Raw genomic sequence first — 25972 nt, forward strand, 5'->3', positions numbered from 1 at the left:
TGTTCATTTTTGACTTTTGATAAATAACAAAAAATAATACTATAAAATACTAAAATAAAGAAAAATTAATGCTCCAACGCTTTTAAACGTAATTCAGCTTCGTTCATAACTTTTTCCAAATTTGATAGTATTTCACCATCATAATTTTCAAGAATTTTAGTAGATAGAGCAATTTGGGCTTTATCTTCATTTATATCATCAATAACTGCCTTGACTTCTAATCCTTGTTTAAATATTAGGTTTAAATCTTTTATATAATCGTTACTAACGTTTGTTATATGAAGTAATCCAGTTGTTTGTTTTCCAATATCAATGAAAACACCATAAGGTTTAATTCCAGCCACTTTCCCTGTTACTAACTGACCTTTCTGGAGTTTACTAAATTCTTCTAATTTTTTAAAATTAGCGACTGCCTGACGGTGAGAAAGAATAATATCTCCACATTCTCCTAGCTCAATTATATTAGCGATTAACTTCTTATACAATAAATCTTCCAAATTTTGTTTTTGATTCTTCAACAAGTGTGATCCAGGAATAAATCCCCGCTCATTTTGTATTTCCACTAGAATACCGCCCCTATTATAACCACATACATTGACCATAATAGTTTGGTTTCTTTGTTTAATAGTTTTTAACCAATTCCAAACTTGATCTTCCTTAATAATAAACTCATCACTTCCACAGCTATTACATAAAGTTGATTCTTCCAGAGATAAAAACTCCCCTTCGTGGTCACAGTTTTGGCATTTATACCAAAAATTGACTCCTACTGAGGATCTGCGGAATTTTGTTCTAATTGTTGGTCTTCCTTTATTTGGAGAATAGCGAGACTTAATATCCAGTAGTGTTTGATGAACTTCTTGGGCGTAAGGACGATGTTCAGGCACATCATGCAACATATTTTTAATTAGTTCATGTATTTCCTTATCTTCTTGAGAGCGCAGACTTGCACTTATTTTTAATCTTGACTCTTGTTTTATGTCTTTCTGCTGATTAGGAATAGATATTTTTTTCTTGTCCAAAATTGCCTCATAAACATAATTATATTGATGGGGAAATAAAGGTAATTGTCCTGTCCAATATTGACAAAAAATCAGTCCTAGAGAAAATATATCTGATTTTTCATTTGGAACTTCGGTTTCTCCATTACTGATTATATATTTTGCTACTTCAGGAGAATAATATATTTGATCTCCCATTAAAAAAGAAGGGTCAATAATATCATCCCTAAGTACACTACTATCAAAATCAATAATTTTCGCTATATGTGCGTCATTGTGTTTCTGTATTAAAATGTTATCAGGTTTTAAATCAAAGTGAATAATATCTCTTAAATGTAATATTTTAAGAGCAAAAGAAGCTGTAGTCATAACTAACAGTTTACTTTGTATATCTAAAGTATGAATTTGTGATGATAAAGAACTTGTGTCAACTTTTTGACATATTTTGAAATAGTGTTCCCCATATTCATCACCATATCTAAAAAAGTCTTCAGTTTTTACTACTAAACCGCTAGTACCAACTACTGAAAGTGCATCTTGGATAGCTTTATGTCTTTCTTCAAAACGATAGCATTCTTCTCTTCTTTTTTGTTTTCTGCCTTCACTACCCGATGCTAAATCCGTAGGGAAAACAGGTTTTAAAAATTCTTTAATAAAATATTCGGTTTCATCATCGTTTTCTTCATTAACGACAAAACCCCATTGACAAGTACCTCCTCCAGCACTACTAAAATCACGGGTAATTCTATATTTGTTAGCAATAATATCACCTGTTTTATAAGACATTTATTCGCTCCTCAATCTAATTTTGCACTTGTTGAATATTGAAAATTTTTACCACATCCTTTACATTTATATTTTTGTTCTCCAGATTTTGTTTTACCTTTTCTAGTGATCTTCCTTGATTGTTTTATTTCCTCTTTACTAAAGTCCTCAATTTCACCACATTTAGGACACTTAATAACATTATTTTTACTATCAACATTGTTTACTTCTTGAATATTTTGAAATATTTTTTCTTGTTTTTTTTCAGTTAAATATTCTTCATAATTTTTTTTATATTCTTTCCAGAATTGGATTAACTCATTATTATTTTGTGAGTTATCTTTATAAAAGTTAGCTATTAAAAAATCTCTACGGTGGATATATTCAGATTTTATTTTGTTAAAATCTTGCCATTGGTATCCTAAAGGGTATATTATCAACGAAATATCATCTTGTTTTTGCTCATCATATTTTTTTGTTAAAAGTGTTTCCCAATCTTGTAGAGATTCACAATCTGTTAATGTATCAAGTATTAATTTTTCAAAATCCCAAGGAGTATTCAAATATTGAAAACAACCATCTGTACAAATAATTAACATTCCCTTTTCTTTAAAAGTTTGTTGTTTAAAGTTAATTGTCCAATCTGGTTGAGTATTCGCTGTTAAATATTTTGACATAGGCGAATCTTTATAAATTAAATCAAATGCGTCTTGTTCTTCTGTAAGATCATCTTTTGTAAGTTGTTGCAATCCAATGTTAGGACTAAGGAAATAAATTCGAGAATCTCCTATCCAAGATAAATTTATACAAAAAATATCTTGGTTTAAAGTTGTTCTAGGGAAATTAGCGATCGCTATTGTTGTGCATAACTTGTGACTTAAAGATCCTTTTATCCTTGATTTTATTTTTTCTCTAGCATTTTCCTCCAATATTTGACAGATATTTTGTTGGATAAAAATTGCTTTTTCTTGTGTTAATTCAGAATTTAATTCTGCTAATTTTTCTCTGGCTATCTCACAGGCTAAATTAGAAGCAATTTGTCCACCTGTTTTACCATCAAAACCTGCTGATTTTCCACCTAAACCATCTAATACCCCTAAACTAATAATTTCCTGATCAATAAAGAAATGTGTATCTTCTCCCTTGTTATCAGCAATTTCTAAATGGACAATTAAGGGGATATTATCAGTTTTATTTTCTTTTTTTTGCTCATACATAATTAATTTTGGTGATTATTAGCGAACACTTTAAATACTATTAGCAATGGCATCAAGTATTTCTGCCATTTCATATTCTTCCATACCTTGACCTGCTTCCGAAGGTAACTGAATCGTATTATCCCAACTACTAGCAATCTGTATCCAAGGATAGCTATCTGGGGTAAAAAGTAGTAATCTTTTAGAGTTATTAGACATATCATCCCACATATCTGCTAATTCATCTAAAGTGTTGGGCATATCATCAGGATAAAAACTCGGTTTTGGGCTTTTTTCTAATGGATGACAACTAGCGTCTGTCCAAACAAGCACAATATGACGTTGTTTTTGAAAATCTAGTGTTTTTTCCCAATCGGAATTAATCGCTAATGCCAATGCTTCTAAACCGTTTTCTGGCTCATCTCCTCCACCACCAGCACCAATTAAAGAGACGAATTGAGCAAATTCAGGTGCTTCAGTTCTCAAATTAAAAAATTCAGAAGATATCATTGTCATTTCTTCTGGATCGCAGTAATAATCACGAAAAACAATAACTTTTGCTCTTAACTGATCGATTGTCTTTTGTTTTTCTTTCATTTTGTCTTCTAACTTTTCGTAAAAAGTCATCGCAGTTGATTTCACTTCTTCTATTAAATGTCCCATAGAACCTGTTGCATCAATACACATAACTAAATCTACTGCGTATTTAACTCCTGAAAGACCTAAAGTTGATGTCATAAAATTTCCTTCTACTTAATTGTAAAGTCCATTACTTAATAGCATACCGATAATTGGAGTAAAAATTAAGTATTTAAGTGCGAATGAGAAAAATACTATTAGAACATTGATCTTTAGTACATATTTCGATAAGTTAGTCATTAAGAATATCTGCTAAAATCTCAGGAGTTAAGCCTCTGGATATAGTTCGCTCAAGTGTTTTCGTTCATTATTTTAGCTCAAAATCAATCTTATCTTTGCCATCAAAATAGGGAGATTCGATCGAACTTAGACGTTGTTTTTCTTTTTCGGTAGCGGATTGATAGGCTTTCGCTACTTGAGGAGTAACGGAAATTTTAATTACTTCTGTGGTGTACATAAACTTTTGATGTTGACAGACTAAGATTCATGGTAGCAAAAATATAAAAATATTACTAAATAAAAGCTAAAAAGATGAGATTAGGTTAGTCTGTCGTTACGACTTTAGCCGTTATTTAGGGAGGCTCGATCGAACTTATAATAAAAGATAATATTAACAATTATTCATAATGAGTCCACATCATTAATATTTTTACTCTTTTTTTCTCATTATCTACCTCATAAACTAAACGATGTTGAAGATTGATTCTTCTTGAGTACATTCCTTCTAAATCTCCTGTTAATTTTTCGTAAGAAGGTGGATTTTTATATGGATTAACTTTCAATATGCCTATCAGTTTTTCTACTTTATTTTTTAAGCCAGAATTATTAATTTTTTTTAGCATCTTTTAACGCTCTTTTTGTTAAAGATATATTCCACATTACCAGTCTAATTTATCTATAGGTAAACATTCTTCCCACGGAGTATTTTTCCCTTCAATTAAGTCATCTTTAACAGTGGGAATCGAGATTAAATATAAAGTTTCTTGAATAGATTTCCATTCTTCTAAAGATATTAAAACAGCCTGTTTATTATTATCAACAGTAATAATTGTCGCCTCCTTAGACTGATTGACTTCCTCAATTAAATTAGAAAGAGTAGAGTTTTTTTCTTGAACAATAATACTTTTAGTTTTCGTTACTGTCATCGATATATAATTATTATAAATTTTATAGACTATTTTCACTCTAGCATATTGTATTTATATTTTTTATAATTTATTTAATCTTACAAATATTCAAAACAAAAAAGGACAAGTCAAGGTATAGTAGAAGAAATTAATCAAAAAATTAAATTGATTAAGAGAAGAGCTTATGGCATGACAAATTTTGAGAATTTTCAGCGAAGAATCTTATTAAATTGGTCAGTAATTTAACAATCTATCATAACTACTGTAGAAGAGCCATAATAAAATATCCTCAGAGTTAATATTATCTTGCTGATTCTCTATTAAATCATTACTTGAAATTCTAACATCTGGGCGATTTTCACACTGTGCGTATCCTCTCCCTTCTTTAAACCATTCAACAACACCTAATAATTCATGCAATTTTAGATTAACGGCTCTTTTTCTTCCTTGTCTATCTTCTCTAATTTCAAATTCAACATAAACGCCCTCACCGTTTCTTCCTTCTATTACCTACTGTAACTCTTGGATAATATCAGTACGATTAACGAAAATATTTTCTTCTAAATTACTGTTTGTTGGTTGAATAAAACCATAATTATTTGGTTTATTTGTCTTTGTATTTAATCCACCAAACCATTTAATTCTTCCAATAGGCATTGTCTTTATCAATTTTAAATATATTAATATTGTAACTTTAAATTAAATTTGTTTCAATCATATCTCGATATTTACGAGATTATCTATGATTTGATGCGAATAAGAAAAACAAGAATTATACTGCCAAAATTTGAGGAGTTAAGCCTCTGGGCATAGCTCGATCGAGCCGAGACACTTTGCGATCGAACATTTAAAGTAATTGTTGGGATTATTTATAAAATATTCAACAGAGATATTAGCTTGATTTAATAAGTTTTTAAGTCTTACCGACCTTCATCAAACTCAAATTATACCTTCGCCAAGTATAATTATCTATTAGGTAGGATAATTCACTGTTTATTGTCAATTATTATGAGTATAGGCGATCGTTTTAATCAGTTTGTTGGTAAAACTAGATATGTAGTTTCAAGAATTTTTATTCATTTACAAGGTAAAGAAGTTGCACCCCTATTAGGGATATTAAACCAAAATGCTAGAATGGCAGTAGATGCAGACGGTGATATGACAGTGATGGGAGAATCTTTAGTTAATACCTGTGAAGGAATCTTGCAATATCAGACCTATTGGCAAAGTGCCTCCAACGAAGGAGATGTGTTTTGGAATGAAGGAGATGCGGGAGATTTCGTTACAGATTTATTTACAGATTCAGCACAACGGTATCTAAGTCAGCCAGATTTAGCAGAAGTAGAGGAAAACACACCCCTATCTCTCCCCGTAACGGATAATATAATTGTTATGATCACAGTAGCCTTTGAAGGTGAAGTTCCGGAAATTGAAACTGATTTAGCTGATAGATCAGCCTTAACTGATGGACTGAAAGCTCTTATTAATCTTAATTACAAAGATAAATATCGTGCGATCGCCCTTCATTTTTCCCCAGCTAGGCTAGGAGAACAACTCACATCAGATCAAATATTAATCAATTTTCCCGAGCTAATTCCGTTATAAAAATTACAAATTAACAAATAAAATCCATAATGTTTAAGTCAATTGTTGCTATTTTTTTAACCATACTCCTCAGTTTTGGTACTGTTGCTTGTGGTTCATCTAATAGCGTAAATACCACTAATCCCACTAATCCCACTACTTTCACTAATAATAGTAGTATTCCCAAAAACAACATTGCTAGTGGACAATATCCCATACAACAAGCAACATTTAATGATGTTGACGGGGAATATACCTTAATGTTGTTAAATACCCCCGCTGGAAGTAGTCCCGTATTTCGCACCACTAATCTACAAATGGCAAGGTTAACCGATGAAGAAATCAAAAATGGACAACAAACCTTTGTGGAAATTAACGGTAACGAAGCAGTGATGCACCTTACAGAAGATTTCCGTATTGAGTATGTTCATAATGAAACTGAAACCGTCACCAATCCTCAAACGGGCAGACAAGAAACCGTTGTCGTGCGACAACAATCGAGCTTCTGGAGTCCTTTTGCTGGGGCGTTAGCAGGACAAGCATTAGGTAGTATGCTTTTTAGACCTCAATATTATGTACCACCTGTATATCGATCGGGCGGAAATTTAACAGGATTTGGTGGTTATGGTAACAGTTATGATCAAGCAGTACAAAGTTATCGTACCAATAACAATGCAGTGCCTTCTGTGGAAAAAAATCGTCAATCAGTGCGTACTACTGGAACTCTTAAAAATAGTTCAGGTAATACCATTAATCGAGTTAATACCAATAGTAGCAAAGGAACAGGCTCTGGAATAGGCTCTAGTAATTTAAAAACCAACGGCACATCGAATAAAGTTAGACAGCCAAGTAACAATAGTTTTGGCAGTAATAAATCTAGCGGAGTACGCCGTAGCGCTCCTGCCAGAAGAAGTAGCGGTTTTGGTAGCCGTCGTCGCCGTTAACTTGACAGAAAAAGATATTTGTTATGGAAGAATGTTGGGGAGTTTCTTCCCCCGACTACTTCCTTTAACCTAACCGACTGGATTAATCCAAAGTCTTAATCTTGAATATAATCTTCTCCAGTTTTTAATGCATATTCCGCACGCATAAATTCTCTACCTAAATAACCAGCATGATCGAACATACTCAGAGGAATAGGTGTACTTTTTTCTAAAAGATTAACACAGATTTCTTTAGCGGTTCTACCCGTGAAAGTTTGAGTTGCCATTCTGGGTTTACTACCTTTACAGGCGATTACTTCTCCCGTATCAGGATCAACGGCTAAACCTTTATCATTAATGGCGTTGGTGTAGTGATCGGCACAAATTAATCTATCTTCTCTGTTTAAATATATAATAAAGTATCCGTGGGGGTCTAACTGTATATCTCTTTTGGATAGTTCGTTATCTATATCGGTTAATGATAATGTAGCTGTCATAGTTGATTTTTTCAATTAATTACCTTTATTTATTTTCCATTTTTCCTTGCCATTGTGCAACTAATTTTTCTGTTAATATCTCGATTTCAGTGTTTTCTGGGTTAAGGTTAAGGATATTATGCCATTGATAAGGTAACTTAGAATAACCGTGATATAAGCCTAATAAATACCCTGATAAAATTATGGTTTCTTGAGTTTTTTTGACAAAATATTGACTTCTTTGTAAGGAATTTTCTAGGTGATAGGGATTACTAAAAAAGATGTATAAGGCTTGATAAATTTCTTGTAATTCTATGTCAAATTCGGTGTTAAATATTTCATTAACGATCGTCAAAGTTTCTTGATTTTTTAGAATTCGATCGAGCTGATTAAGGTTATTAATAATAGATATATCTTTAGTTTCTAAATGTTCAATTATTTGCTGTATAGGTTCATCAAAATTGATTCGATCGACAAGGATAAGATTAACTATAATAATTAAAATTTCGATAGCTTTTTGTTCTTTTTTAAGTTGGTTAATAATCTCTAAAGTTTCTCTATTTTCATAACTATAAATCATCAATGGAAAAAGCTCGATCGAGCTGTTATATTGTAAAATAGAATTTAGGTTATAAATATTATTTAGTAGATTTATAAAATGATTATTTTCACTAAAAATTATTTTTTCTTGGTGAAGATTAGAGCTTAAATTATCAGCAATTAAAGCAGTCACAAAACTTCCTAACACTTTATCTTTAGATAAATATAATAATTTCATGTAATATTTAAGAGTTGTAAAGATTGTTAAAGATAAATTTAAAGTTAATGTAATAAAAAATGCTATTCAACTATGAGAAAATAGTAGATATTTTACCTCTAATTTTTTGTGTAAAAAAACCCCTAAAAAGGGGCTAAAAACTCGTTTAATGTTTTTATTTTCGGAGAATATTATTTATTAACCAATAAACTCTTTACGAGGTGCAGAAACTCCCGCAGGGGTTTCGCCTTTGAGGTAAGCTAATATGGTATCAGCATCAGATACTTCAAAAGGATCAGTAGGGCAATTGTCAGAGAATCCGGGCTCAACAAAGATTTTTTCGATCGACATATCATTAACTACCATAGAATAGCGCCAAGAGCGAGGACCAAATCCTAAGTTAGCTTTGTCAACTAACATACCCATTTTACGAGTAAATTCACCGTTACCATCGGGTAATAAAAAGACGTTTTGAGCACCAATTTCTTTACCCCATTTGAACATAACAAAAGCATCATTTACAGAGACACAGATGATTTCATCCACACCGAGGGCTTTAAATTCTTCGTATAATTCTTCGTAACGGGGAAGGTGATTAGAAGAGCAAGTAGGGGTAAATGCACCGGGTAAGGAGAATACAACTACTTTTTTACCGCCAAAAATTTCCTCGGTGGTTTTGTCTTCCCAACGGTAAGGATTGGGTTGGATGGATTCGTCACGCACACGGGTTTTAAATACAACGCTTGGTACTTTTTCGATTACAGCCATTTTTATACTCCAAAAGTAATTTTACTTATAGTTACTTGATTTTTAAGGGCAAGTTTTGCCTTACATTTAAGAATAACTCTTATTTAAGAATTTGTCAATAACAAGAATTGTTTTATTTTGTTATGCTAGATTAAAGAGTATTCGATTAAAACTTTTAAAAATGTACGATAAAAATAGTATTATTCAAACTTTAAAATCAAAGGGTTTAAGAGTTACCCCTCAGCGATTTGCTGTCTATACCAATTTACTTAATAGGACAGATCACCCTACAGCGGAACAAATTTTGTCTGACTTAAATCAAGATGTGCCGACTTTATCTCAAGCCACGATATATCTTTCTTTACAAACTTTGCAAGAGGTAGGATTAGTGCGACAGGTTTTATTGGAGGAGGGGGTTTGTCGTTATGATGCGAATATTTCACCCCATCATCATTTTCGTTGTCAATGTTGTGGCAAAATTGAGGATATTCCTTGGGATGCTTTTTCTAATCTTACTTTAAATGGAGTTCGATCGGGCTTAAAAGTGGCAAAATATGAAGTGATTGTGGAAGGTAGGTGCGATCGAATATCTTGTAATACGAGCCACCTAAAACCTAATACCTAAAACCTAACACCTATCTTCATCAGAAAACTTTTTTATCCAACCCTAATTATGTCTCTGTCTGAATATCTCTCAAAATCTTTAAACACCATAAAAAGAGCGAATTGGTATCGTCAAGAAAAAACCATTACGGGGTTATCAGGGGCGGTAATTGAATTGGAAGGGGAAAAGTTAGTTAATTTTGCGAGTAATGATTATCTGGCTTTAGCTTCAGATGCTCGTTTAATGGAGGCTTCCATCGAAGCTATTTACAAGTATGGGACAGGAAGTACTGGCTCAAGGTTATTGAGTGGACATCGTTTATTACATGAAGATTTAGAGAGTTCGATCGCCCTGTGGAAAAACACAGAAAAAGCCCTCATATTTAGTTCAGGATATACTGCTAATATAGGCACAATTTCAGCACTAATGAGCAAAAAAGATTTAATTTTAGGAGATGAATATAATCACTCTAGTTTAAAAAATGGAGCAAAATTAAGTCAAAGTCAAGTAATAGAATATAACCATAATAATTGTTTAGATTTAATTCACAAATTAGAGCAAAATCGTGAGCATTATCGTCATTGTTTAATTATTACTGACAGCGTTTTTAGTATGGATGGTGACTTATGCCCTTTACCTGAATTGAGGCAAATTGCTAATAAATATGATTGTTGGTTACTAATAGATGAAGCCCACGCTACAGGAGTTATGGGTAAAACTGGGGCGGGATGTTTAGAACATTTTGGGGTAAAAAACGATAATATTATTCAAATTGGCACGTTAAGCAAAGCTATCGGCAGTTTAGGCGGTTATGTGGCAGGTAGTGCGGTTTTAATCGATTTTTTGCGGAATCGTTGCCCTACATGGATTTATACCACAGCCTTATCTCCTGCAGATACGGCGGCGGCATTAAAAGGTATTGAAATTATTAAACATGACTCAGAAAGACGATCGAACTTATGGGAAAATATGACTTTCTTAAAACAAGTATTCATTTCTTTAAATTTGAGCTTTTTCCCCACAGAATCAGCGATTTTGTGTTTAAAGTCAAAAAATGCAGAATCAGCCCTAAAAATGAGCTTAAAACTACGGGAGAATGGCTTTTTTGTCCCCGCCATCAGACCGCCTACAGTGTCCACCAGTCGCCTTCGTTTTTCTGTCATGGCAACCCATCAACCAATACATTTTACAACTCTTAAAAATTCGATTGCGATGGCATAGTTAAGTAAGTAGGCAAATTAATTGTATATTTACATGAAGAAAGGCAAGAGGCAACATCGTACTGAGAAAATTTTATTAATTTCAAAGTCCACAATCTATTTTACCTGAGTGAACTATAAATAGGGAACTTTCTTAAACGATCGTCAGTCTAAATTAATGAATTGTTCACTATTTTCAAAGATGAGATATGCTGATATAAGAGCAAATTAGGATAGATCTAGACTGATTTTGCATTTTTTTTGAAAATATACCATATAATCTAAAAAAGAAATCTTAAAAAAATATTAAGATTATTGAAGATTAAAAATGGTGTTATCACAGTAAGGAGGCATAAATGTTTATTCGATTAGCACAAGAGTATCGAGAATTTGTTAAGGATTTGGTGATGAATCTTCAAGCCTTAGCTATAGTATTAGAGAAAAGAGGTTATATTGCCTCTTGTTACACCTGCGGTACTCAACTAAATAGCGCCTCTTTTATGGTGAGTTTAGGCGACAATCACTTGATTCGTTTTTTAGTGTCAGATTATGGCATTACTTGGACAGAAATGCAAGACGATCGAGAGTTGATGAAGTTAGAAGGTGCAGAAGCCATCAGTCAGTTAGAAGAATTGGCTAACTTAGTCAAATATCAAATTAAATCCGTTGACAGCAAAGCTCCTAATTATGATCAAAGTCTGTTAGTTCACTAATTTTGAGCTATCATTGATAATTAAAGACATTTTTTAGACATTTTTCTATGATGTGAAGAAGAATTAAGATAGCTTTTTTTCTATCATAAATTGATTGTCCATTGTCAATTATCCATTGTCAATTGTAATAGCTTTGATCGAACAAGAAACTTTCCGCTTACTAGAATGGCAGAGGTTATGTCAACATCTCTCCACTTTTTCCGCAACTAAATTAGGTGCGTTGGCATCGCAAAATTTAGCTATACCGAATACTGTAACCGAAACTGAATATCTATTAGAACAAACAAAGGAAGTTTGTCAACTGGAAATGGATATTAATGCCAATTGGTCATTTAATGGTATTCATGATATAGGGGATAGCCTTGAAAGGGCAAAAATAGGCGGTATTTTAAGTGGTGAGGAGTTGTTAAATTTAGCCACAACTTTATCAGGAGTCCGTAAATTACGGCGAGTAATTGAGGATCAAGAAAATGCACCAACTTTACAAGAATTAGTTAACGATTTAAGAACTTTCCCCGAATTAGAGCAAGAAATTCACTATTGTATAGACGATCGAGCCGAGATCACAGAAAGAGCGAGTCCTTTACTAGGTGAAATTCGACAAAAAATTAAAGGTTTAAGAAGTAATATTCAACAGACTTTACAAGGTATTATCCAAAGAAATAATAACGCATTACAAGAACCCGTCGTCACTCAAAGGGGCGATCGGTTTGTGCTACCTATTAAAGCTAGTCATAGCGGACAAATTCAAGGTATAGTCCATGATACCAGTACCAGTGGCTCAACCTTGTATTTAGAGCCGAGATCGATCGTGGACTTGGGGAATAAGCTACAAACGAGCCGAAATCAAGAGAAAAGAGAAGAAGAAAGGATATTAAGACAGTTAACGGAGAAAGTAGGGGAAGTTTGGCAGGATTTAGAGCAATTATTGGCGATCGCCACCGCATTAGATTTAGCTACGGCTAAGTCTCGTTATAGTATTTGGTTAAATGGGCATCCTCCCGAATTTGTGGATTTTCAAGACGGGGAAAGCATTAGTTTAAGACAGTTACGACATCCCCTATTGATATGGCAACAAAAACATGAGGAAGGAAAAGAAGTTATCCCTGTTGATGTTTTAGTCAACCCTGAAACTAGAGTAGTAGCAATTACAGGACCAAACACAGGAGGAAAAACCGTCACCCTGAAAACCATTGGTATCATTGCCTTAATGGCAAAAGTAGGGTTATTTATTCCTGCCAAGTATCCTGCTCAAATTCCTTGGTTTAAGAGTATTTTAGCGGATATTGGCGATGAACAATCCTTAGAACAAAGTTTATCGACTTTTTCTGGGCATATTCGCCGTATTATTCGTATTGTCGAGGCTTTAAATGATCCCCCCCAACCCCCCTTAGTAAGGGGGGAGACGCAGTCGGGGGGATCAAATTCCCTTGTAATGGGGGAGACGCAGTCGGGGGGATCAAATTCCCTTGTGTTACTAGACGAAGTGGGAGCAGGTACAGACCCTAGTGAGGGTACAGCTATTGCGATCGCTATCTTAAAATACTTAGCAGAACATAATTTATTAACCATCGCTACTACCCACTATGGGGAGTTAAAGAGTTTAAAATATAACGACTCCCGTTTTGAAAATGCTTCAGTAGAATTTGATGAGGTGAGTTTACAGCCTACCTATAGATTATTATGGGGTATTCCGGGTCGATCGAACGCCATTACCATTGCGCAAAGATTAGGATTACCCGTAGATATTGTGACGGAGGCGCAGGAGTTGGTAGGAGGATTTTCCCATGACGTCAATGATTTAATTTCCGCCCTTGAAAATCAACGCAGAGAGCAGGAAAATAAACATAAACAAGCTCAAGAGTTACTAGCGAAAACCGAGTTATTTTATCAACAGGTAGAAGCAAAAGCCTCCTCTTTACAAGCTAGAGAGAGAGATTTGAAGCTACAGCAAGAGCAAGAAGTCCAAAAGCTCTTATTAGACGCTAAAAGTCAAATTGCCCAAGTTATCAAGGGATTGCAGAAAAAAAATGAACCTACGGCACAATCTGCCCACCAAGCGACAGAAGTGTTGAACAAGATCGGCGATCGATTTTTAACCCCTTTGAAAGTAAAATCTAGCTATAAGCCCAAGGTTGGTGAAAGAGTGCGTATTTTGAGTATTGGGCAAACGGCAGAAGTGTTAACAGTGGATGATGACACAGAACAATTAAGCGCTCGTTTCGGTATCATGAAGATGGTAATTCCCTTCACGGATATTGAATCTTTAGACGGCAAACGCTTTGAGAAAGTCACCTCTACTCCTGAGAAAACTAAAGTAACGGTTAATAAACAACAGTCTAAAACAGTAAATCAGCCTAAAACAGAGTCTAAGCCCGTGAATGTGCGAACTTCTCAAAATACCGTTGATATTCGAGGAAAAAGGGTACATTTAGCCGAACCTTTGTTAGAAAAAGCCATTGCCAATGCCACGGATATAGGCTCATTATGGATTGTACACGGAAAGGGAACAGGAAGTCTTCGATCGGGTGTCCATGAATTTTTGAAAAGTCATCCTCAAGTCAGTAATTTTGAACTAGCAAAACAAAATGATGGCGGTGCTGGAGTTACCGTAGTTTATTTAAAGTAGTGAAACGGACGGAAAATAAACTCTAAATTACTTAATCGTTTATCTAATCCAATAATTTTCTCGTCTAGTTTAGCGACACTAACTTTTAATTCGTTAACATCCTCTGAAAGATGATCAATTTTTGTTTCAAGTCTCATCAACACATCTGCTATGTTAACTTCAATTATCTGACTCATTTTTCCTCCGGTAATTTATTTATTATGGTACTAAGTTTTTACTTAATATATTGAGATTAGTTTTATGCTTGATACTTTCGATCGATTAGTGATAAAAACATGATAAATTATCCATTAATTATTCCTCATTCTTAATTCTCAATTCTCAATTCTCAATTCTCAATTATTTACTATGATTTATGATTACGCTATTGTAGGCGGTGGTATTGTGGGTTTAAGTACATCGATCGCTCTACAAGAAAAATACCCTGAGAAAAAAATTATTTTAGTCGAAAAAGAAAGTCACTGCGCATCCCATCAAACGGGGCATAATAGTGGGGTGATACACTCAGGAATTTACTATAAACCGGGTAGTTATAAAGCGATTTTAACGAGAAAAGGTAACGCTGAAATGGTGAAATTTTGTCAACACCATAATATTAATCATGATGTGTGCGGTAAGTTGATTGTTGCCTGTCAAGAAAAAGAATTGCCGTTGTTAGAAAATTTATATCAACGGGGATTAGCTAATGGTATTGCTGTAGAAAAAGTATCTTTAGCCCAAGCGAAGGAAATTGAGCCTTATTTAACTTGTTTGTCTGCGATTCGAGTGCCTACAGCTGGAATCGTTGATTATAAGCAAGTAGCTCAAAAATACGCTGAAATCTTTAGGGAGAAAGGGGGAGAGATAAAATTTAATACTAAAGTAGTTGAGATTAAATCCTCTGAAAAAGAGCAAATTTTAATCACAAATCAAGGGGAAATTAATACCAAATTTTTGATTAATTGTGCTGGTTTATATAGCGATCGAATCGCCAAATTAGGAGGCATAAATCCCGAAATGAAAATTATCCCCTTCAGAGGCGAATATTACGAATTAAAGCCCGAAAAACGCTATTTGGTGAAACATTTAATCTACCCTGTACCTAACCCAGATTTTCCATTTTTGGGAGTACATTTTACTAGATTAATTGATGGTAACATTCACGCTGGTCCTAATGCTGTGTTAAGTTTAAAACGAGAGGGCTACAAAAAAACAGATTTTGATTTAAAAGAATTTTGGGAAATTGCTACTTATCAGGGGTTGTGGAAATTGGTCAGTAAATACTATGCTGAAGGTATAGAGGAGATAGTTCGATCGATCAGTAAAAAAGCCTTTGTTCGTAGTTTACAAGCTCTTATCCCCGAAGTGCAAGAGGATGATATTATTGCTTCTCCTGCAGGAGTCAGAGCGCAAGCGCTGAGAAATGATGGTAAATTAGTAGAAGACTTTTTCCTTTTGCCCACGAAAAACGCGCTTCATGTGTGTAATGCCCCCTCCCCGGCGGCAACTGCTTCCCTCGAAATTGGGAAAGCCATTTGTAATGAGATAGGAAAGGGAAGTTAGAAATTAGAAAAAGTGAGGATAATCACTTATCATAAAACTTTGCGTCCTTATATCTTTGCGTCTTTGCGTGAAATTTTCCTATAATTATTAAGCTAAATCTGAGTTTGACAAAGAAAAAAGGCTTAGTGCTCGATCAAACTGTGATAGTATCAAGAAAAATAATTGTCATTAGATGAAGACAGATAAGTTATTTTACCGTATTTTTTTGAATCAACCCAGTCTAATTTCCGAATTAATCCCCGAAATTCCCGAAGATTGTGAGTTTGATTATAGTGCCCCAGTGGTCAAAGAAAAAGAGTTTCGTCTGGATGGATTATTAACTCCTCTAGTAGAAAATGAAAAATTTCCCCTAGTATTTCTAGAAGCACAAATGCAGAAAGATAGCGAATTTTATAGTCGTTATTTTGGAGGAATATTCATCTATATTCATCAGTATAAAGTGAAAAGAAATTGGCGAGGATTATTGATTTTAAACGATAGACATCAAGATTTAGGCTGTGAAATACCTTATCAAGATTTACTGAATGGTAAAGTACAAAGACTATTTTTATCAGACTTATTAACAGAAGAAAATTTAAGCGTTAATTTAGCCTTATTAAAATTAATTGTTACTCCAGAAAATCAAGTAGTATCCCAAGCAAATCAAATCTTAGCAAGTGTCAAAAACAAAGAGGAATTTAACGTCAAATTAGATTTAGTAGAGGCTATACTGGTAAATAAATTTCCAAAACTAACCATACAACAGATACAAAAAATGATTAACTTAAGAGAAGCTGACATCACCCAGACTCGTTTTTATCAACAAGTATTAGAAATTGGACGTACGGAAGGAATACAACTTGGACGTACGGAAGGAGAAACTCTTGGTATGACAAAAGGAGAAGCCAATATGGCTATTCGTCTGTTAACTCGGCGTTGTGGTAATCTGAGTAATGAGTTACAAACAAAAGTTCGATCGCTCTCCATTCCTCAGTTAGAATCTCTTGGAGAAGCATTACTAGATTTTAACGGTATCTCCGACTTAGAAAACTGGTTAAGTAATCACTCTGAAAATTAAGATTAGACGAGAAATTAGTTTCTTTATAATCTTGTTTGAGTTACATACCTAAAATTTAGAAGGCACTTTAATTTCTAATTCTTCATCAATGAATTAATCGAGGATCAAGTAAAGTAGCTTTATCAGGCTCTCTTTTAAACCAAGGTGCAGTTTTTTTACATATCTCCACTAACATTAACATAACTGGTACTTCGATCAAAACTCCCACTACTGTAGCTAATGCCGCCCCAGAATTTAAACCGAATAACATCACCGCCGTTGCGATCGCAACTTCAAAATGATTACTAGCACCAATTAACCCAGCAGGGGCAGAATCTTCATAGGATAAATTCATTTTTAAAGCGATAAAATAGGTGATAAAAAAGATAAAGTTAGTTTGAATAAATAAGGGAATTGCGATTAATAAAATATGCAAAGGATTGTTAATAATTAGTTCTCCTTTAAAGGCAAATAAAAGAATTAATGTTAATAATAAAGCTGAAATAGCAATAGGGGAAAGGTATTGTAAAAACTGAGTTTCAAACCATTTTCTCCCTTTATATCTAAAAATCCAATAACGACTAAAGACAGCACAAATTAAAGGTAATCCCACATAAATTAACACAGAAAGTACGATCGTTTCCCAAGGTACAATTAAATTATTTGCGGATAATAACCACTTACCTAAAGGTGCGTATAAAAACAACATTGCCAAAGAATTAACTGCTACCATGACTAAAGTATGAGCTTGATTACCATAGGAAAGATAACCCCACATCAACACCATTGCAGTACAAGGAGCTATGCCCAATAAAATACAACCTGCGATGTAAGATTGGGCAAGGGTGACGACTTCACCCCTAATCATTTCTGTTTCAGTGAGTAAGGGCGCAAATAGCCAACCGAGAAAAAATTGAGCAAAAATCACCATGGTAAAAGGTTTAATTAACCAATTCACCACGAGGGTTAACATCACAGGCTTAGGAGTTTGTATCGCTTTTACCGCCTGAGAAAAGTCAATTTTTACCATGATAGGATACATCATGAAAAATAAACAAATAGCGATCGGTATAGAAACATTATATATACTCATGGCATCAAGGGTTTGCGCGATCGAGGGGAATATACGACCGAAACCGATCCCTAACACAATACAAACGATAACCCATACCGTTAAATATTTCTCGAAGAAACTCAAGCTACTTCCTGCTTTTACCGTTGAGGAATTTATTTGACTATCCATATATACTAATCAATAAAAATTGTTTTTACATAAAAGATTTTTTAGCAATTAATAGCTATATAAGCTATATAGATCATTCTATCTTATTTCTTTAAAACAATAAAACTTGATTTGATATAGCTATTTTTTAAGGGATTAATCAATGTAATTATAAAGTAACTAGATAAGTACGATCGAAAAGTCTCAGAAAAATTTAAAATAGGAAGGAGTCAAAACTTTAAGTATCAGTATTAAAAAAAAGATGGAAGCAATTACAATCGGGATTATTGGCGGTAGTGGGTTATATAAAATGGAAGCCTTACAAGACATTGAAGAATTAACCATCGGCACTCCCTTCGGTTTACCGTCCGATCGTCTCATTACAGGAACTTTAGATAATACCAGAGTTGTTTTTTTACCCCGTCATGGCAGAAATCACCATCTTTTACCCGCAGAATTACCTTTTCAAGCCAATATTTACGCCTTAAAACAGCTAGGAGTTAAGTATATCCTCTCCGCTTCAGCAGTCGGCTCATTACAAAAAGAAATTAAACCCTTAGATTTTGTTATACCTGATCAGTTTATCGATCGAACTAAAAACCGTCAAGCCACCTTTTTCGGAGAAGGCATCGTTGCTCATGTCGCCTTTGGTCATCCTGTTTGTGGTAAATTAGGGAATACCATCGCCCAAGCCATGAAAAATTTAAACCTTCCTGATGTTAGCTTACACCAAGGCGGTACTTATATTTGTATGGAAGGACCCGCATTTTCCACCATTGCCGAATCAAATTTATATCGCAGTTGGGGAGGAAGCATTATTGGTATGACAAACTTAACGGAAGCTAAACTTGCCAGAGAAGCCGAAATTGCCTACGCTACTCTTGCCTTAGTAACCGATTACGATTGTTGGAATCCTGAGCATGATCATGTTACAGTGGAAACCGTTATCCATAATCTGCATCAAAACGCTATTAATGCCCAAAAAGTGATTAGAGAAACCGTTAAACTCATTGCCGAAAATCCTTTTGTCAGTGATGCGCATTCCGCCTTACAAACAGCGATTCTCACTCCCTTAGATAAAGTTTCCCCTGAGACGAAAGAGAAACTTAACGCCATTCTGAAAAAATATCTTTAAAATCTTGATTTATAAATATTTTGTCTAATTATGCTGAGGGGGCGCTTTGCGTTGCGAGGTAAGAAGCAATCTGAAGCAATCTCCTAAATCTTGATTATCCAAAATTCTAATAAAAAAAATTATGAAAAAATTATTAATTATTCTGTCTTTAACTGTTATTTTTTTCTGTAATTTTGTTTCTCCTGTCAAAGCAAATACAGACTTTGAAATTATCAATGTTAGCTTAGGAAATGAGCAAGGGCAACTAATATTTAGCCCCAATGAATTAAAATTTTCCGCAGGGAAAAAATATAAATTAGTTTTAGATAATCCTAGTCCAGAAAAACATTATTTTACAGCAAAAGATTTTGCCGACGCAAGTTGGACTCAAAAAGTACAAGCTGGAAAAGTGGAAATTAAAGGGGCAATTCATGAATTAGAATTAAAGCCCGAAGGTTTAGCTGAATGGGTTTTTATCCCTGAAAAACAAGGAGTTTACGAACTTTATTGCTCCATTAAAGGACACAAAGAAGCAGGAATGAAAGGCACAATTACGATTAATTAGGCGTTGCTGAAAAAGTCTTTTGATGAGGATAGGTGTTAGGTTTTAGGTTTTAGATTTTAGGTTTAAAATACTCATTTATTAGACTTCTGGAAAAAATTAAATTTTCGATAACTCAAACTATCGTAGAGACTTAAAAATTTATGTATCTACCAAAATTATGGTGGATGTCTATTAGATTTTTTTTAATAGTAAAAAAGTATCAACTAATTACTTTTTAAAAAAGCTGAAAATGTGTTAATATTTCTTAATGATAATGAACAAATATATTTTATTTATCTTATCGATCGCAAAGCTCCACCTTTGGTGATCAAAACTTGTTCACTTGTCATGAAATCATCAATTATATAATAAATATCATGGTAGCAATATTAAACGACATCCATCAAAAAATGCCCCTAACTCCCATTTTCAACCCTGCGGGAGACGATCGAATTGAGAACAGAACAATATGGTTTGGTAATACAACAAACTTAATGCAACTCAACGATGTTCGTTATTCATGGGCGATCGGATTATACCAACAAATGCGCGAAAATTTTTGGATTCCTCAGAAACTAGACATCACCCAAGACGTAACAGATTATTGGAATTTAACCAACGATGAGCGCCGTGCCTTCGAGGGAATTTTATCTTATTTAACCTTTTTAGACTCCGTACAAACTTGCAATATTCCTCACCTAAAAAGTGCCATTACTGCCCCAGAAATTAGTCTTTGTATGGCAGAGCAAATTTCTCAAGAAGGAATGCACAACCACGCCTATCAGTATATGATTGAGACAATTATTCCTAGTGATAAAAGAGATCAAGTTTATGATTTTTGGCGCACCGATAAAGTGTTATCCGCTAGGTGTGAATTTATCGCAGGATTCTATCAAAAATATATCGATAATCCCACTAAAGAAAATTATTTTATTGCCCTTTTAAGTGACTATTTATTAGAAGGTTTATACTTCTATAATGGGTTTATTTATTTCTATAATTTAGCTGCTAGAATGTTGATGCCGGGCTCAGCAGACATCTTTAAAATGATTAATCGGGATGAATTAAGTCATGTCAGACTGTATCAAAAACTTATCCCCGAAGCCATGGAGACTTTTAGCTATTCTTTAGATCAAATTTATGAAATGTTCGATACTGCAGTAGAACATGAGTGTAAATGGACTAACCACATTGTAGGGGACAACATTTTAGGTATTACAAAATCTAGCACAGAACGTTATACGAAATATTTGGCTAATATTCGTTTAAGAGCCATCGGACTTGATCCTCTTTACACTGACCCTCAGTATAGCAAAAGTCCTTATACTCACCTCGAAAAATTTTCTGACACCAAAAAAGAAGGTAACACCAAAGCCAACTTTTTTGAAGCCAGTGTCACCAGTTATATGATGTCTTCAGGGGTGTCAGGCTGGGAAGAAATTTAATAATAAATGAGATATAAGTTTGTAGTAAGGGTTTTAACCCTTATTCCATGAAATGCGATCGAAGTTTTAAATTTTAAGAAAGTGAAATCATTGTCCATGCACAAATTGTTGATTTTGTCAATTTTTCTATAACAAATTGATTGCTAACAGATTCATGTAAGCTAGTTTGCATTTAAGTTTACTGATGGAGGTAGGCAACAGGTAAGCGATGAAGTCATTTTTAAGACTTAATAAAAACGGTAAGTTAAATGCGCCTTAGCTTATTTCACAGTGGGTTATTGATTAACATTAAACTTCTCCATAAATTAAGAAAAGAAGGGTTAAAACCCTCACTACGAACAAATTAAACATCTTTTTTGGAGATGTCTATTATTTCTAGTGGGGTGGTGGGCAATGCCCACCCTACATTTAATTGTTTTTGGGTAGCAAAAATCTCCAACTATCAGGCTCAAATGCTTTACCTTTCAACATTCTATTCCAGTATAACCAAGGTAAGATATATTTTTTCACAAACCACATACTTTCTCTTTCTATGGTAGGATCGAGAGGAAAACTGGGTAAGGGTTTTTTATCATAGTCAAATTCTGCCATGATGGTTTTTCCATAACCCGTGATTAAAGGGCAACAAGCATAACCGTTATACTTATCTTGGGGTGTCTTTTTATTCATCAAAGCTAAAATGTTGGCTACTACTACTGGCGCTTCTTTGCGAATGGCGGCGGCGGTTTTGGAGGTGGGTAAACTAGAAGAATCCCCTAAGCCAAAGACGTTACTATATTTTTTGTGCTGACAAGTATATTGATCTACATCCACCCAACCTTGTTCGTTGGCGATCGAACTTTGTTTGATAAAATCATAGGTAGTCATGGGTGGAGAAACGTGCAACATATCATATTTGATAGTTACAGTATTGCCATCACCCGAAGTAAATACGGCTTCTTTGGTGTCTCCTTTAATCTCGATGAGGTTATGATTATATTTGACATCGATATTTTTTCGATCGACAATTTTCTCTAAAGGAGTACAATAGGCAGGTACACCGAACATTTTACCCGTAGCGTTACCATAAACTACTTTGGTTTTTTCCCTAACTCCCTGACGAGTGAAGGCTTCTTCCGCTAAATACATAATCTTTTGAGGTGCGCCCGGACATTTTATCGCCCCAGCCGGAAAGGTAAATAAAGCAGTACCACCTTTGAAATTTTGGATTAGTTCCCATGTATAAGGAGCAGTTTCTTTTGTATAGTTAGTGGTGACACCATCTTTACCTAAAGACTCCCTTAAACCCTTGATTTTATCCCAATCGATGGTAATACCGGGGCAAACCACTAAATATTCATAGTTATAAACCGTACCCGTTTTTGTGGTGACTTGGTTATTATCAGCATCAATTTCATCGGCATAATCCTTAATCCATGTTACTCCGTAGGGAATCAAATTTTGTTGATGTTTGACGGTATCTTCTAAAAGATACTCTCCACCCCCTACTAATGTCCATGCTGGTTGATAATAATGGTTTTCCGATGGTTCAATTATAGCCATTTTCAGCTTAGAATTTTGCTCTTTCAGTTGGGCAGCCACCGTAATTCCTGCCGCACCTCCGCCAATAATTAATACTTGAAATGATTGATTATTACTCATATTTCGATCGAATTTAACTTAACACTTTTTAATAATTATAATTAGTTTAAGATGATTATTATTTACTTGAGAGATTTTGTTAATATTTCTTTATCACCGCTTCTTCATTCAAACTTTTTTTGCCATAGTAGATTAATGTACCGATAACTAAACCAACTAAGTATCCTTGAGGCACAGAAAAGGCAATTACAGCAACTAAAAAAGCAATCATTAAATTTTGTTGCGAGGCACTTTGATCCGCCATGAAAAGTAATAAAGTGAGAGCTTCAAATAGTAAAACTATGCCTAAAATTGGTAAGGGAAAAACTGCAACGACTTGGGTAAATACTGCACTGAAAAATAAACCAATAATTAAGTACATTAATCCATAAATAATTACTGAGCCACCAGTGCGCCCTCCTAAGCTATAATGACCTGCTAATCCTCCGCATCCATGACAAACGGGAATCCCACTAAAAAACGGCATAATCATATTTGCGATCGTATAAGTAAAACCGATCTTTTTTAAGGATACCTCAGAATTGGGAAAAAGGTCTTTCACCGTTTGATGAGTCGCAATAACGGAGTTAGATAAGGAAAGAGGTAATTGAGGTAAAGCCAGAATGACAAACCCTGTTGCTATATCAGAGATAGTCGGTTGATGAGGTTGAGGAAGACTAAAACCGATGTTATCAATAATCTCCACTATTTGTAAATCAAAAAAGAAACTATATATTATCCCCATACCAATCACCAGTAACCCCGCAGGAATAAGACTATTCTTGGGTATTATCACCATTATCCCTAGTGCCACTAAAGCTAAAATATATCCTTGTATTCCATCCGCCGTGATGTAATTTTTTAATGCAAGGGAAGCAAGAGATAAGCCCAAACCGCATTGAATACCCCTAACTACACATAACGGAATCAATTTTCCTAGCCAATGAAGACTCCCCGTCACGGTTAATAATATCATGATGAGTGCGATCGAAAGACCGCCTCCAAAAAGAATATTCGGGGATATTTTTTCACTAATAACTAAAACCGCCATGGCTTTAAGGGGTTGTAAAGGCATCGGTAAACCATAAATTAAGCCCGAAAAAATTTGCATAATTCCAAACATAATAAAAACACTGCCACTATGAAGATTAACCGCCGAAATCATGCCGACAATTAACGGTAAATCTGTGCCAATATCACCAAAACTTCCAGCTAATTCCTTTTTATTAAATTTGATATTATATGTTTCTTTCATCTAAAAAAATAAGTAATGATTTAGGGGTTTTTCTACAGTAGAGATGATAAATTAATCAGAAATAAAGAATAAAACCTAACACCTAACTGCCTAATACCTAAAACCTTTTTTTTAATTTTTAATTCTCTTACCAATACCTTGTAAAATTCCTTTGCCTATTAAACCAATTCCCTTACCAATTATTTCTGTAAGTACATAAATTAATGCCTTTCCTATGGTATTTTCTAAAGATTTTATCCCCTTAGAAAGACTATCTCTTAATTCAATTAAAATTGTGACAAACCAAGGCAAACCTTTAATGCTATTTAATTCTTCATGACGGGGATGAGTAATGACACAACGATCGATCCCTTGATAGCTTAACTTTAACATGATAAACTTATCCTCAAAAATATTTTGTGGAATTTCCCAATAGTGTTGTTGACGATATTTCCAGACTAAATTATTTCTAAACATTGCCACTTTTCTTGAGGATTTTAACTCAATATTAAATAAAGTCTGTTTAATACTCACATCATCATAAAAACGATTAAGAGTAAATGCCATCACAGAATTGGCTATATTGATAATAATATTTTGCCAAATAATTTCTTCTAATTGTTTTCCAGATTCACTATTATAATCATAAATTTGACTATCAATAATTAAAGATTTTTTATTTATTTGATAATCAATTATATCTAAAACAAAAGGTATCTTAATCAATGTTTTTTGTTGAATAGTAGTTGATTCCTTTAAGATTAAATCCACTAAATCATAGGCATTATTATTAATTGGTTGATAATATCTACTTAAAAATTTAATCGCTGAATTTTGCCAAATATCTTTGATAAAAATGTTAATTTTGTCAGGCAATTCTTCAAAGGCGATATTAATATTTGCTAACTCATTTAGTTGATTAACCCATTCTTCTAAAATAATGATCAATAATTCCTGTTTTTTTGATTCTTGGAGAATGTCAATTTCTAGTAAATTACCTGTAGAGTTTTTTACTGAAGCCTTAATTTTTGCTAAGGTTAAATCATAGGTATTTTTTGGGGTATCACTTAAAACTATCTCCCCCTTAGAATATCCTCCAGAGATAAGATTATTATTTTCATTAGTAACAGATGGTGATGGCTGAGAAGAATTATCATTGAGAGAGTAATTAACAAAATATTCGTAACTATTAGGCATCATTTGACTAATTAACCACTTGGTTAATTTTAATTCTCTTTTTCTTCCTTGCCAATATAAAGTATCACTAATTGATAGTTTTCTCCCCTGCAGATAGTCTTCGATTTTTTTGATTTCTTGTTGAATTTCTTTTAAGCCAATTTTACACTGTTTAGCAAACCAATTATTAATTTTTTGGGATTTAATATTAGCATTAGTAAAATTAAAATAGTTTTCTCCTTCTACGCACATTCGGAGAGTTTTAATTAATTCTTCAATGTCTGCATCTTTATAACAAAATCCTTTGATAATAGAAATATTACTCACATCTGGCATAAATCCTGATGATAATAATAGCACGATCGAGAGATCAGGAGATTGTCGATTTAATTGGGGAAGATAGTTTAAAAATTCTTTCACTTTATCAGGATATTTATTAATATCTAAAGAGATTAACCATAGACGAGGTTGATAGCTCGATAAAAGAGTAATCAATTCAGATATTTTACCTGTGGCAATTATGTTTATATCTTGATATTCTGGTGTTTTTAATACCTCTTTTAATCCCAAAGTAAAAATGGGATCATTATCTAATAAAACTATACTTATTTCATCTTTAGTCGCATTATTTACAGACATTTTCCAAAAAAAATTACTATTTTAAATCCTGATTATTTAT

General features: G+C 33.7%; 26 protein-coding genes and 1 pseudogene. 12 read left to right on the forward strand and 15 right to left on the reverse strand.

Features of this window, described 5'->3' with window-relative positions; all coding sequences use genetic code 11:
- Nucleotides 1–65: 65 nt before the first annotated feature.
- The 6 genes from SYN6308_RS23985 to SYN6308_RS15335 form a co-directional block, all read right to left on the reverse strand.
- On the reverse strand, nt 66–1787 hold the full coding sequence (locus tag SYN6308_RS23985) for a protein kinase domain-containing protein (protein WP_017295327.1): 1722 nt from the start codon (nt 1785–1787) through the stop codon (nt 66–68).
- A gap of 11 nt (nt 1788–1798) precedes the next feature.
- Complete coding sequence (locus SYN6308_RS22680; RefSeq protein ID WP_017295328.1) at nt 1799–2983, reverse strand: protein phosphatase 2C domain-containing protein; 1185 nt, start codon at nt 2981–2983, stop codon at nt 1799–1801.
- Between the two features lie 30 nt (nt 2984–3013).
- Nucleotides 3014–3700 (reverse strand): VWA domain-containing protein, encoded by a 687-nt coding sequence (locus tag SYN6308_RS15320; protein WP_017295329.1) that lies wholly within the window; start codon nt 3698–3700, stop codon nt 3014–3016.
- Nucleotides 3701–3908: 208 nt separating this feature from the next.
- Nucleotides 3909–4058, reverse strand: coding sequence for a hypothetical protein (locus SYN6308_RS24965; RefSeq protein WP_017295330.1), 150 nt, complete (start codon nt 4056–4058; stop codon nt 3909–3911).
- A gap of 160 nt (nt 4059–4218) precedes the next feature.
- Nucleotides 4219–4443: a Txe/YoeB family addiction module toxin gene (locus SYN6308_RS22685; protein ID WP_017295331.1), complete on the reverse strand. Its 225-nt coding sequence runs from the start codon at nt 4441–4443 to the stop codon at nt 4219–4221.
- A 36-nt stretch (nt 4444–4479) separates the two neighbouring features.
- A complete protein-coding gene (locus tag SYN6308_RS15335) occupies nt 4480–4746 on the reverse strand; it encodes a type II toxin-antitoxin system Phd/YefM family antitoxin (RefSeq protein ID WP_017295332.1) in 267 nt (88 codons plus the stop codon).
- A gap of 105 nt (nt 4747–4851) precedes the next feature.
- Between SYN6308_RS15335 and SYN6308_RS23990 the strand changes: the two are divergent.
- Nucleotides 4852–4974, forward strand: a pseudogene (locus SYN6308_RS23990) (transposase); the annotation flags it as partial.
- A 264-nt stretch (nt 4975–5238) separates the two neighbouring features.
- On the opposite strand, the gene SYN6308_RS24970 reads toward SYN6308_RS23990, so the two are convergent.
- Nucleotides 5239–5385 (reverse strand): hypothetical protein, encoded by a 147-nt coding sequence (locus tag SYN6308_RS24970; RefSeq protein WP_017295333.1) that lies wholly within the window; start codon nt 5383–5385, stop codon nt 5239–5241.
- Nucleotides 5386–5733: 348 nt separating this feature from the next.
- Here SYN6308_RS24970 and SYN6308_RS15345 point away from each other — a divergent pair, with 348 nt between their 5' ends.
- Nucleotides 5734–6333, forward strand: coding sequence for a DUF1517 domain-containing protein (locus SYN6308_RS15345; RefSeq protein ID WP_026102109.1), 600 nt, complete (start codon nt 5734–5736; stop codon nt 6331–6333).
- Nucleotides 6334–6362: 29 nt separating this feature from the next.
- Nucleotides 6363–7256, forward strand: a complete 894-nt coding sequence (locus SYN6308_RS15350) for a hypothetical protein (RefSeq protein ID WP_017295335.1) — start codon at nt 6363–6365, stop codon at nt 7254–7256.
- Between the two features lie 95 nt (nt 7257–7351).
- Here SYN6308_RS15350 and SYN6308_RS15355 read toward each other — a convergent pair whose 3' ends face one another.
- The 3 genes from SYN6308_RS15355 to SYN6308_RS15365 form a co-directional block, all read right to left on the reverse strand.
- Nucleotides 7352–7732, reverse strand: a complete 381-nt coding sequence (locus SYN6308_RS15355; protein ID WP_017295336.1) for a DUF4346 domain-containing protein — start codon at nt 7730–7732, stop codon at nt 7352–7354.
- A gap of 25 nt (nt 7733–7757) precedes the next feature.
- The gene (locus tag SYN6308_RS15360; RefSeq protein ID WP_017295337.1) at nt 7758–8489 is read right to left on the reverse strand and encodes a hypothetical protein; all 732 of its coding nucleotides are present in this window, start codon (nt 8487–8489) and stop codon (nt 7758–7760) included.
- 177 nt (nt 8490–8666) lie between these two features.
- Nucleotides 8667–9236 (reverse strand): peroxiredoxin, encoded by a 570-nt coding sequence (locus SYN6308_RS15365; RefSeq protein ID WP_017295338.1) that lies wholly within the window; start codon nt 9234–9236, stop codon nt 8667–8669.
- Between the two features lie 160 nt (nt 9237–9396).
- On the opposite strand from SYN6308_RS15365, the gene SYN6308_RS15370 reads away from it, so the two are divergent.
- The 4 genes from SYN6308_RS15370 to SYN6308_RS15385 all read left to right on the forward strand — a co-directional run bounded on the left by SYN6308_RS15370 (nt 9397) and on the right by SYN6308_RS15385 (nt 14360).
- Nucleotides 9397–9840, forward strand: a complete 444-nt coding sequence (locus SYN6308_RS15370) for a Fur family transcriptional regulator (protein WP_017295339.1) — start codon at nt 9397–9399, stop codon at nt 9838–9840.
- 48 nt (nt 9841–9888) lie between these two features.
- Nucleotides 9889–11040, forward strand: coding sequence for an 8-amino-7-oxononanoate synthase (bioF, locus tag SYN6308_RS22690; RefSeq protein WP_017295340.1), 1152 nt, complete (start codon nt 9889–9891; stop codon nt 11038–11040).
- 334 nt (nt 11041–11374) lie between these two features.
- The gene (locus tag SYN6308_RS15380; RefSeq protein ID WP_017295341.1) at nt 11375–11731 is read left to right on the forward strand and encodes a DUF1815 family protein; all 357 of its coding nucleotides are present in this window, start codon (nt 11375–11377) and stop codon (nt 11729–11731) included.
- Between the two features lie 133 nt (nt 11732–11864).
- A complete protein-coding gene (locus tag SYN6308_RS15385) occupies nt 11865–14360 on the forward strand; it encodes an endonuclease MutS2 (protein WP_017295342.1) in 2496 nt (831 codons plus the stop codon).
- Here the strand turns inward: SYN6308_RS15385 and SYN6308_RS22695 are convergent.
- A complete protein-coding gene (locus SYN6308_RS22695) occupies nt 14348–14536 on the reverse strand; it encodes a hypothetical protein (RefSeq protein ID WP_017295343.1) in 189 nt (62 codons plus the stop codon). The two genes, SYN6308_RS15385 and SYN6308_RS22695, sit on opposite strands and share 13 nt — an antisense overlap.
- Nucleotides 14537–14708: 172 nt before the next feature.
- Here SYN6308_RS22695 and lhgO point away from each other — a divergent pair, with 172 nt between their 5' ends.
- A complete protein-coding gene (gene lhgO, locus SYN6308_RS15395; protein WP_017295344.1) occupies nt 14709–15902 on the forward strand; it encodes an L-2-hydroxyglutarate oxidase in 1194 nt (397 codons plus the stop codon).
- 172 nt (nt 15903–16074) lie between these two features.
- Nucleotides 16075–16959 (forward strand): DUF2887 domain-containing protein, encoded by an 885-nt coding sequence (locus SYN6308_RS15400; protein WP_017295345.1) that lies wholly within the window; start codon nt 16075–16077, stop codon nt 16957–16959.
- An 85-nt stretch (nt 16960–17044) separates the two neighbouring features.
- Here SYN6308_RS15400 and arsB read toward each other — a convergent pair whose 3' ends face one another.
- Nucleotides 17045–18181 (reverse strand): ACR3 family arsenite efflux transporter, encoded by a 1137-nt coding sequence (arsB, locus tag SYN6308_RS15405; RefSeq protein WP_017295346.1) that lies wholly within the window; start codon nt 18179–18181, stop codon nt 17045–17047.
- Between the two features lie 241 nt (nt 18182–18422).
- Here arsB and SYN6308_RS15410 point away from each other — a divergent pair, with 241 nt between their 5' ends.
- The 3 genes from SYN6308_RS15410 to SYN6308_RS15420 all read left to right on the forward strand — a co-directional run bounded on the left by SYN6308_RS15410 (nt 18423) and on the right by SYN6308_RS15420 (nt 21263).
- Entirely contained in the window at nt 18423–19295 is an 873-nt protein-coding gene (locus SYN6308_RS15410; protein WP_017295347.1) for an S-methyl-5'-thioadenosine phosphorylase, read from the forward strand.
- Between the two features lie 121 nt (nt 19296–19416).
- Complete coding sequence (locus SYN6308_RS15415) at nt 19417–19839, forward strand: plastocyanin/azurin family copper-binding protein (protein WP_017295348.1); 423 nt, start codon at nt 19417–19419, stop codon at nt 19837–19839.
- Nucleotides 19840–20228: 389 nt separating this feature from the next.
- Nucleotides 20229–21263, forward strand: coding sequence for a ribonucleotide-diphosphate reductase subunit beta (locus SYN6308_RS15420; RefSeq protein WP_017295349.1), 1035 nt, complete (start codon nt 20229–20231; stop codon nt 21261–21263).
- Nucleotides 21264–21671: 408 nt separating this feature from the next.
- On the opposite strand, the gene SYN6308_RS15425 is transcribed toward SYN6308_RS15420, so the two are convergent.
- The 3 genes from SYN6308_RS15425 to SYN6308_RS15435 form a co-directional block, all read right to left on the reverse strand.
- Nucleotides 21672–22904: an NAD(P)/FAD-dependent oxidoreductase gene (locus SYN6308_RS15425; RefSeq protein WP_017295350.1), complete on the reverse strand. Its 1233-nt coding sequence runs from the start codon at nt 22902–22904 to the stop codon at nt 21672–21674.
- Between the two features lie 79 nt (nt 22905–22983).
- A complete protein-coding gene (locus tag SYN6308_RS15430) occupies nt 22984–24138 on the reverse strand; it encodes a molybdate transporter family protein (RefSeq protein WP_017295351.1) in 1155 nt (384 codons plus the stop codon).
- Between the two features lie 111 nt (nt 24139–24249).
- Nucleotides 24250–25932, reverse strand: a complete 1683-nt coding sequence (locus tag SYN6308_RS15435) for a DUF3685 domain-containing protein (protein ID WP_017295352.1) — start codon at nt 25930–25932, stop codon at nt 24250–24252.
- Between the last annotated feature and the right edge of the window lie 40 nt (nt 25933–25972).

The sequence above is a fragment of the Geminocystis herdmanii PCC 6308 genome (genome assembly GCF_000332235.1).
GTDB classification, from domain to species: domain Bacteria; phylum Cyanobacteriota; class Cyanobacteriia; order Cyanobacteriales; family Cyanobacteriaceae; genus Geminocystis; species Geminocystis herdmanii.

Bases quoted from the DNA above. Each gene is read 5' to 3' on its own strand.
- SYN6308_RS23985 (WP_017295327.1), bottom strand. From the start codon at position 1,787: ATGTCTTATAAAACAGGTGATATTATTGCTAACAAATATAGAATTACC.
- SYN6308_RS22680 (WP_017295328.1), bottom strand. From the start codon at position 2,983: ATGTATGAGCAAAAAAAAGAAAATAAAACTGATAATATCCCCTTAATT.
- SYN6308_RS15320 (WP_017295329.1), bottom strand. From the start codon at position 3,700: ATGACATCAACTTTAGGTCTTTCAGGAGTTAAATACGCAGTAGATTTA.
- SYN6308_RS24965 (WP_017295330.1), bottom strand. From the start codon at position 4,058: ATGTACACCACAGAAGTAATTAAAATTTCCGTTACTCCTCAAGTAGCG.
- SYN6308_RS22685 (WP_017295331.1), bottom strand. From the start codon at position 4,443: ATGCTAAAAAAAATTAATAATTCTGGCTTAAAAAATAAAGTAGAAAAA.
- SYN6308_RS15335 (WP_017295332.1), bottom strand. From the start codon at position 4,746: ATGACAGTAACGAAAACTAAAAGTATTATTGTTCAAGAAAAAAACTCT.
- SYN6308_RS24970 (WP_017295333.1), bottom strand. From the start codon at position 5,385: ATGCCTATTGGAAGAATTAAATGGTTTGGTGGATTAAATACAAAGACA.
- SYN6308_RS15350 (WP_017295335.1), top strand. From the start codon at position 6,363: ATGTTTAAGTCAATTGTTGCTATTTTTTTAACCATACTCCTCAGTTTT.
- SYN6308_RS15355 (WP_017295336.1), bottom strand. From the start codon at position 7,732: ATGACAGCTACATTATCATTAACCGATATAGATAACGAACTATCCAAA.
- SYN6308_RS15360 (WP_017295337.1), bottom strand. From the start codon at position 8,489: ATGAAATTATTATATTTATCTAAAGATAAAGTGTTAGGAAGTTTTGTG.
- SYN6308_RS15365 (WP_017295338.1), bottom strand. From the start codon at position 9,236: ATGGCTGTAATCGAAAAAGTACCAAGCGTTGTATTTAAAACCCGTGTG.
- SYN6308_RS15370 (WP_017295339.1), top strand. From the start codon at position 9,397: ATGTACGATAAAAATAGTATTATTCAAACTTTAAAATCAAAGGGTTTA.
- bioF (WP_017295340.1), top strand. From the start codon at position 9,889: ATGTCTCTGTCTGAATATCTCTCAAAATCTTTAAACACCATAAAAAGA.
- SYN6308_RS15380 (WP_017295341.1), top strand. From the start codon at position 11,375: ATGTTTATTCGATTAGCACAAGAGTATCGAGAATTTGTTAAGGATTTG.
- SYN6308_RS22695 (WP_017295343.1), bottom strand. From the start codon at position 14,536: ATGAGTCAGATAATTGAAGTTAACATAGCAGATGTGTTGATGAGACTT.
- lhgO (WP_017295344.1), top strand. From the start codon at position 14,709: ATGATTTATGATTACGCTATTGTAGGCGGTGGTATTGTGGGTTTAAGT.
- SYN6308_RS15400 (WP_017295345.1), top strand. From the start codon at position 16,075: ATGAAGACAGATAAGTTATTTTACCGTATTTTTTTGAATCAACCCAGT.
- arsB (WP_017295346.1), bottom strand. From the start codon at position 18,181: ATGGATAGTCAAATAAATTCCTCAACGGTAAAAGCAGGAAGTAGCTTG.
- SYN6308_RS15410 (WP_017295347.1), top strand. From the start codon at position 18,423: ATGGAAGCAATTACAATCGGGATTATTGGCGGTAGTGGGTTATATAAA.
- SYN6308_RS15415 (WP_017295348.1), top strand. From the start codon at position 19,417: ATGAAAAAATTATTAATTATTCTGTCTTTAACTGTTATTTTTTTCTGT.
- SYN6308_RS15420 (WP_017295349.1), top strand. From the start codon at position 20,229: ATGCCCCTAACTCCCATTTTCAACCCTGCGGGAGACGATCGAATTGAG.
- SYN6308_RS15425 (WP_017295350.1), bottom strand. From the start codon at position 22,904: ATGAGTAATAATCAATCATTTCAAGTATTAATTATTGGCGGAGGTGCG.
- SYN6308_RS15430 (WP_017295351.1), bottom strand. From the start codon at position 24,138: ATGAAAGAAACATATAATATCAAATTTAATAAAAAGGAATTAGCTGGA.
- SYN6308_RS15435 (WP_017295352.1), bottom strand. From the start codon at position 25,932: ATGTCTGTAAATAATGCGACTAAAGATGAAATAAGTATAGTTTTATTA.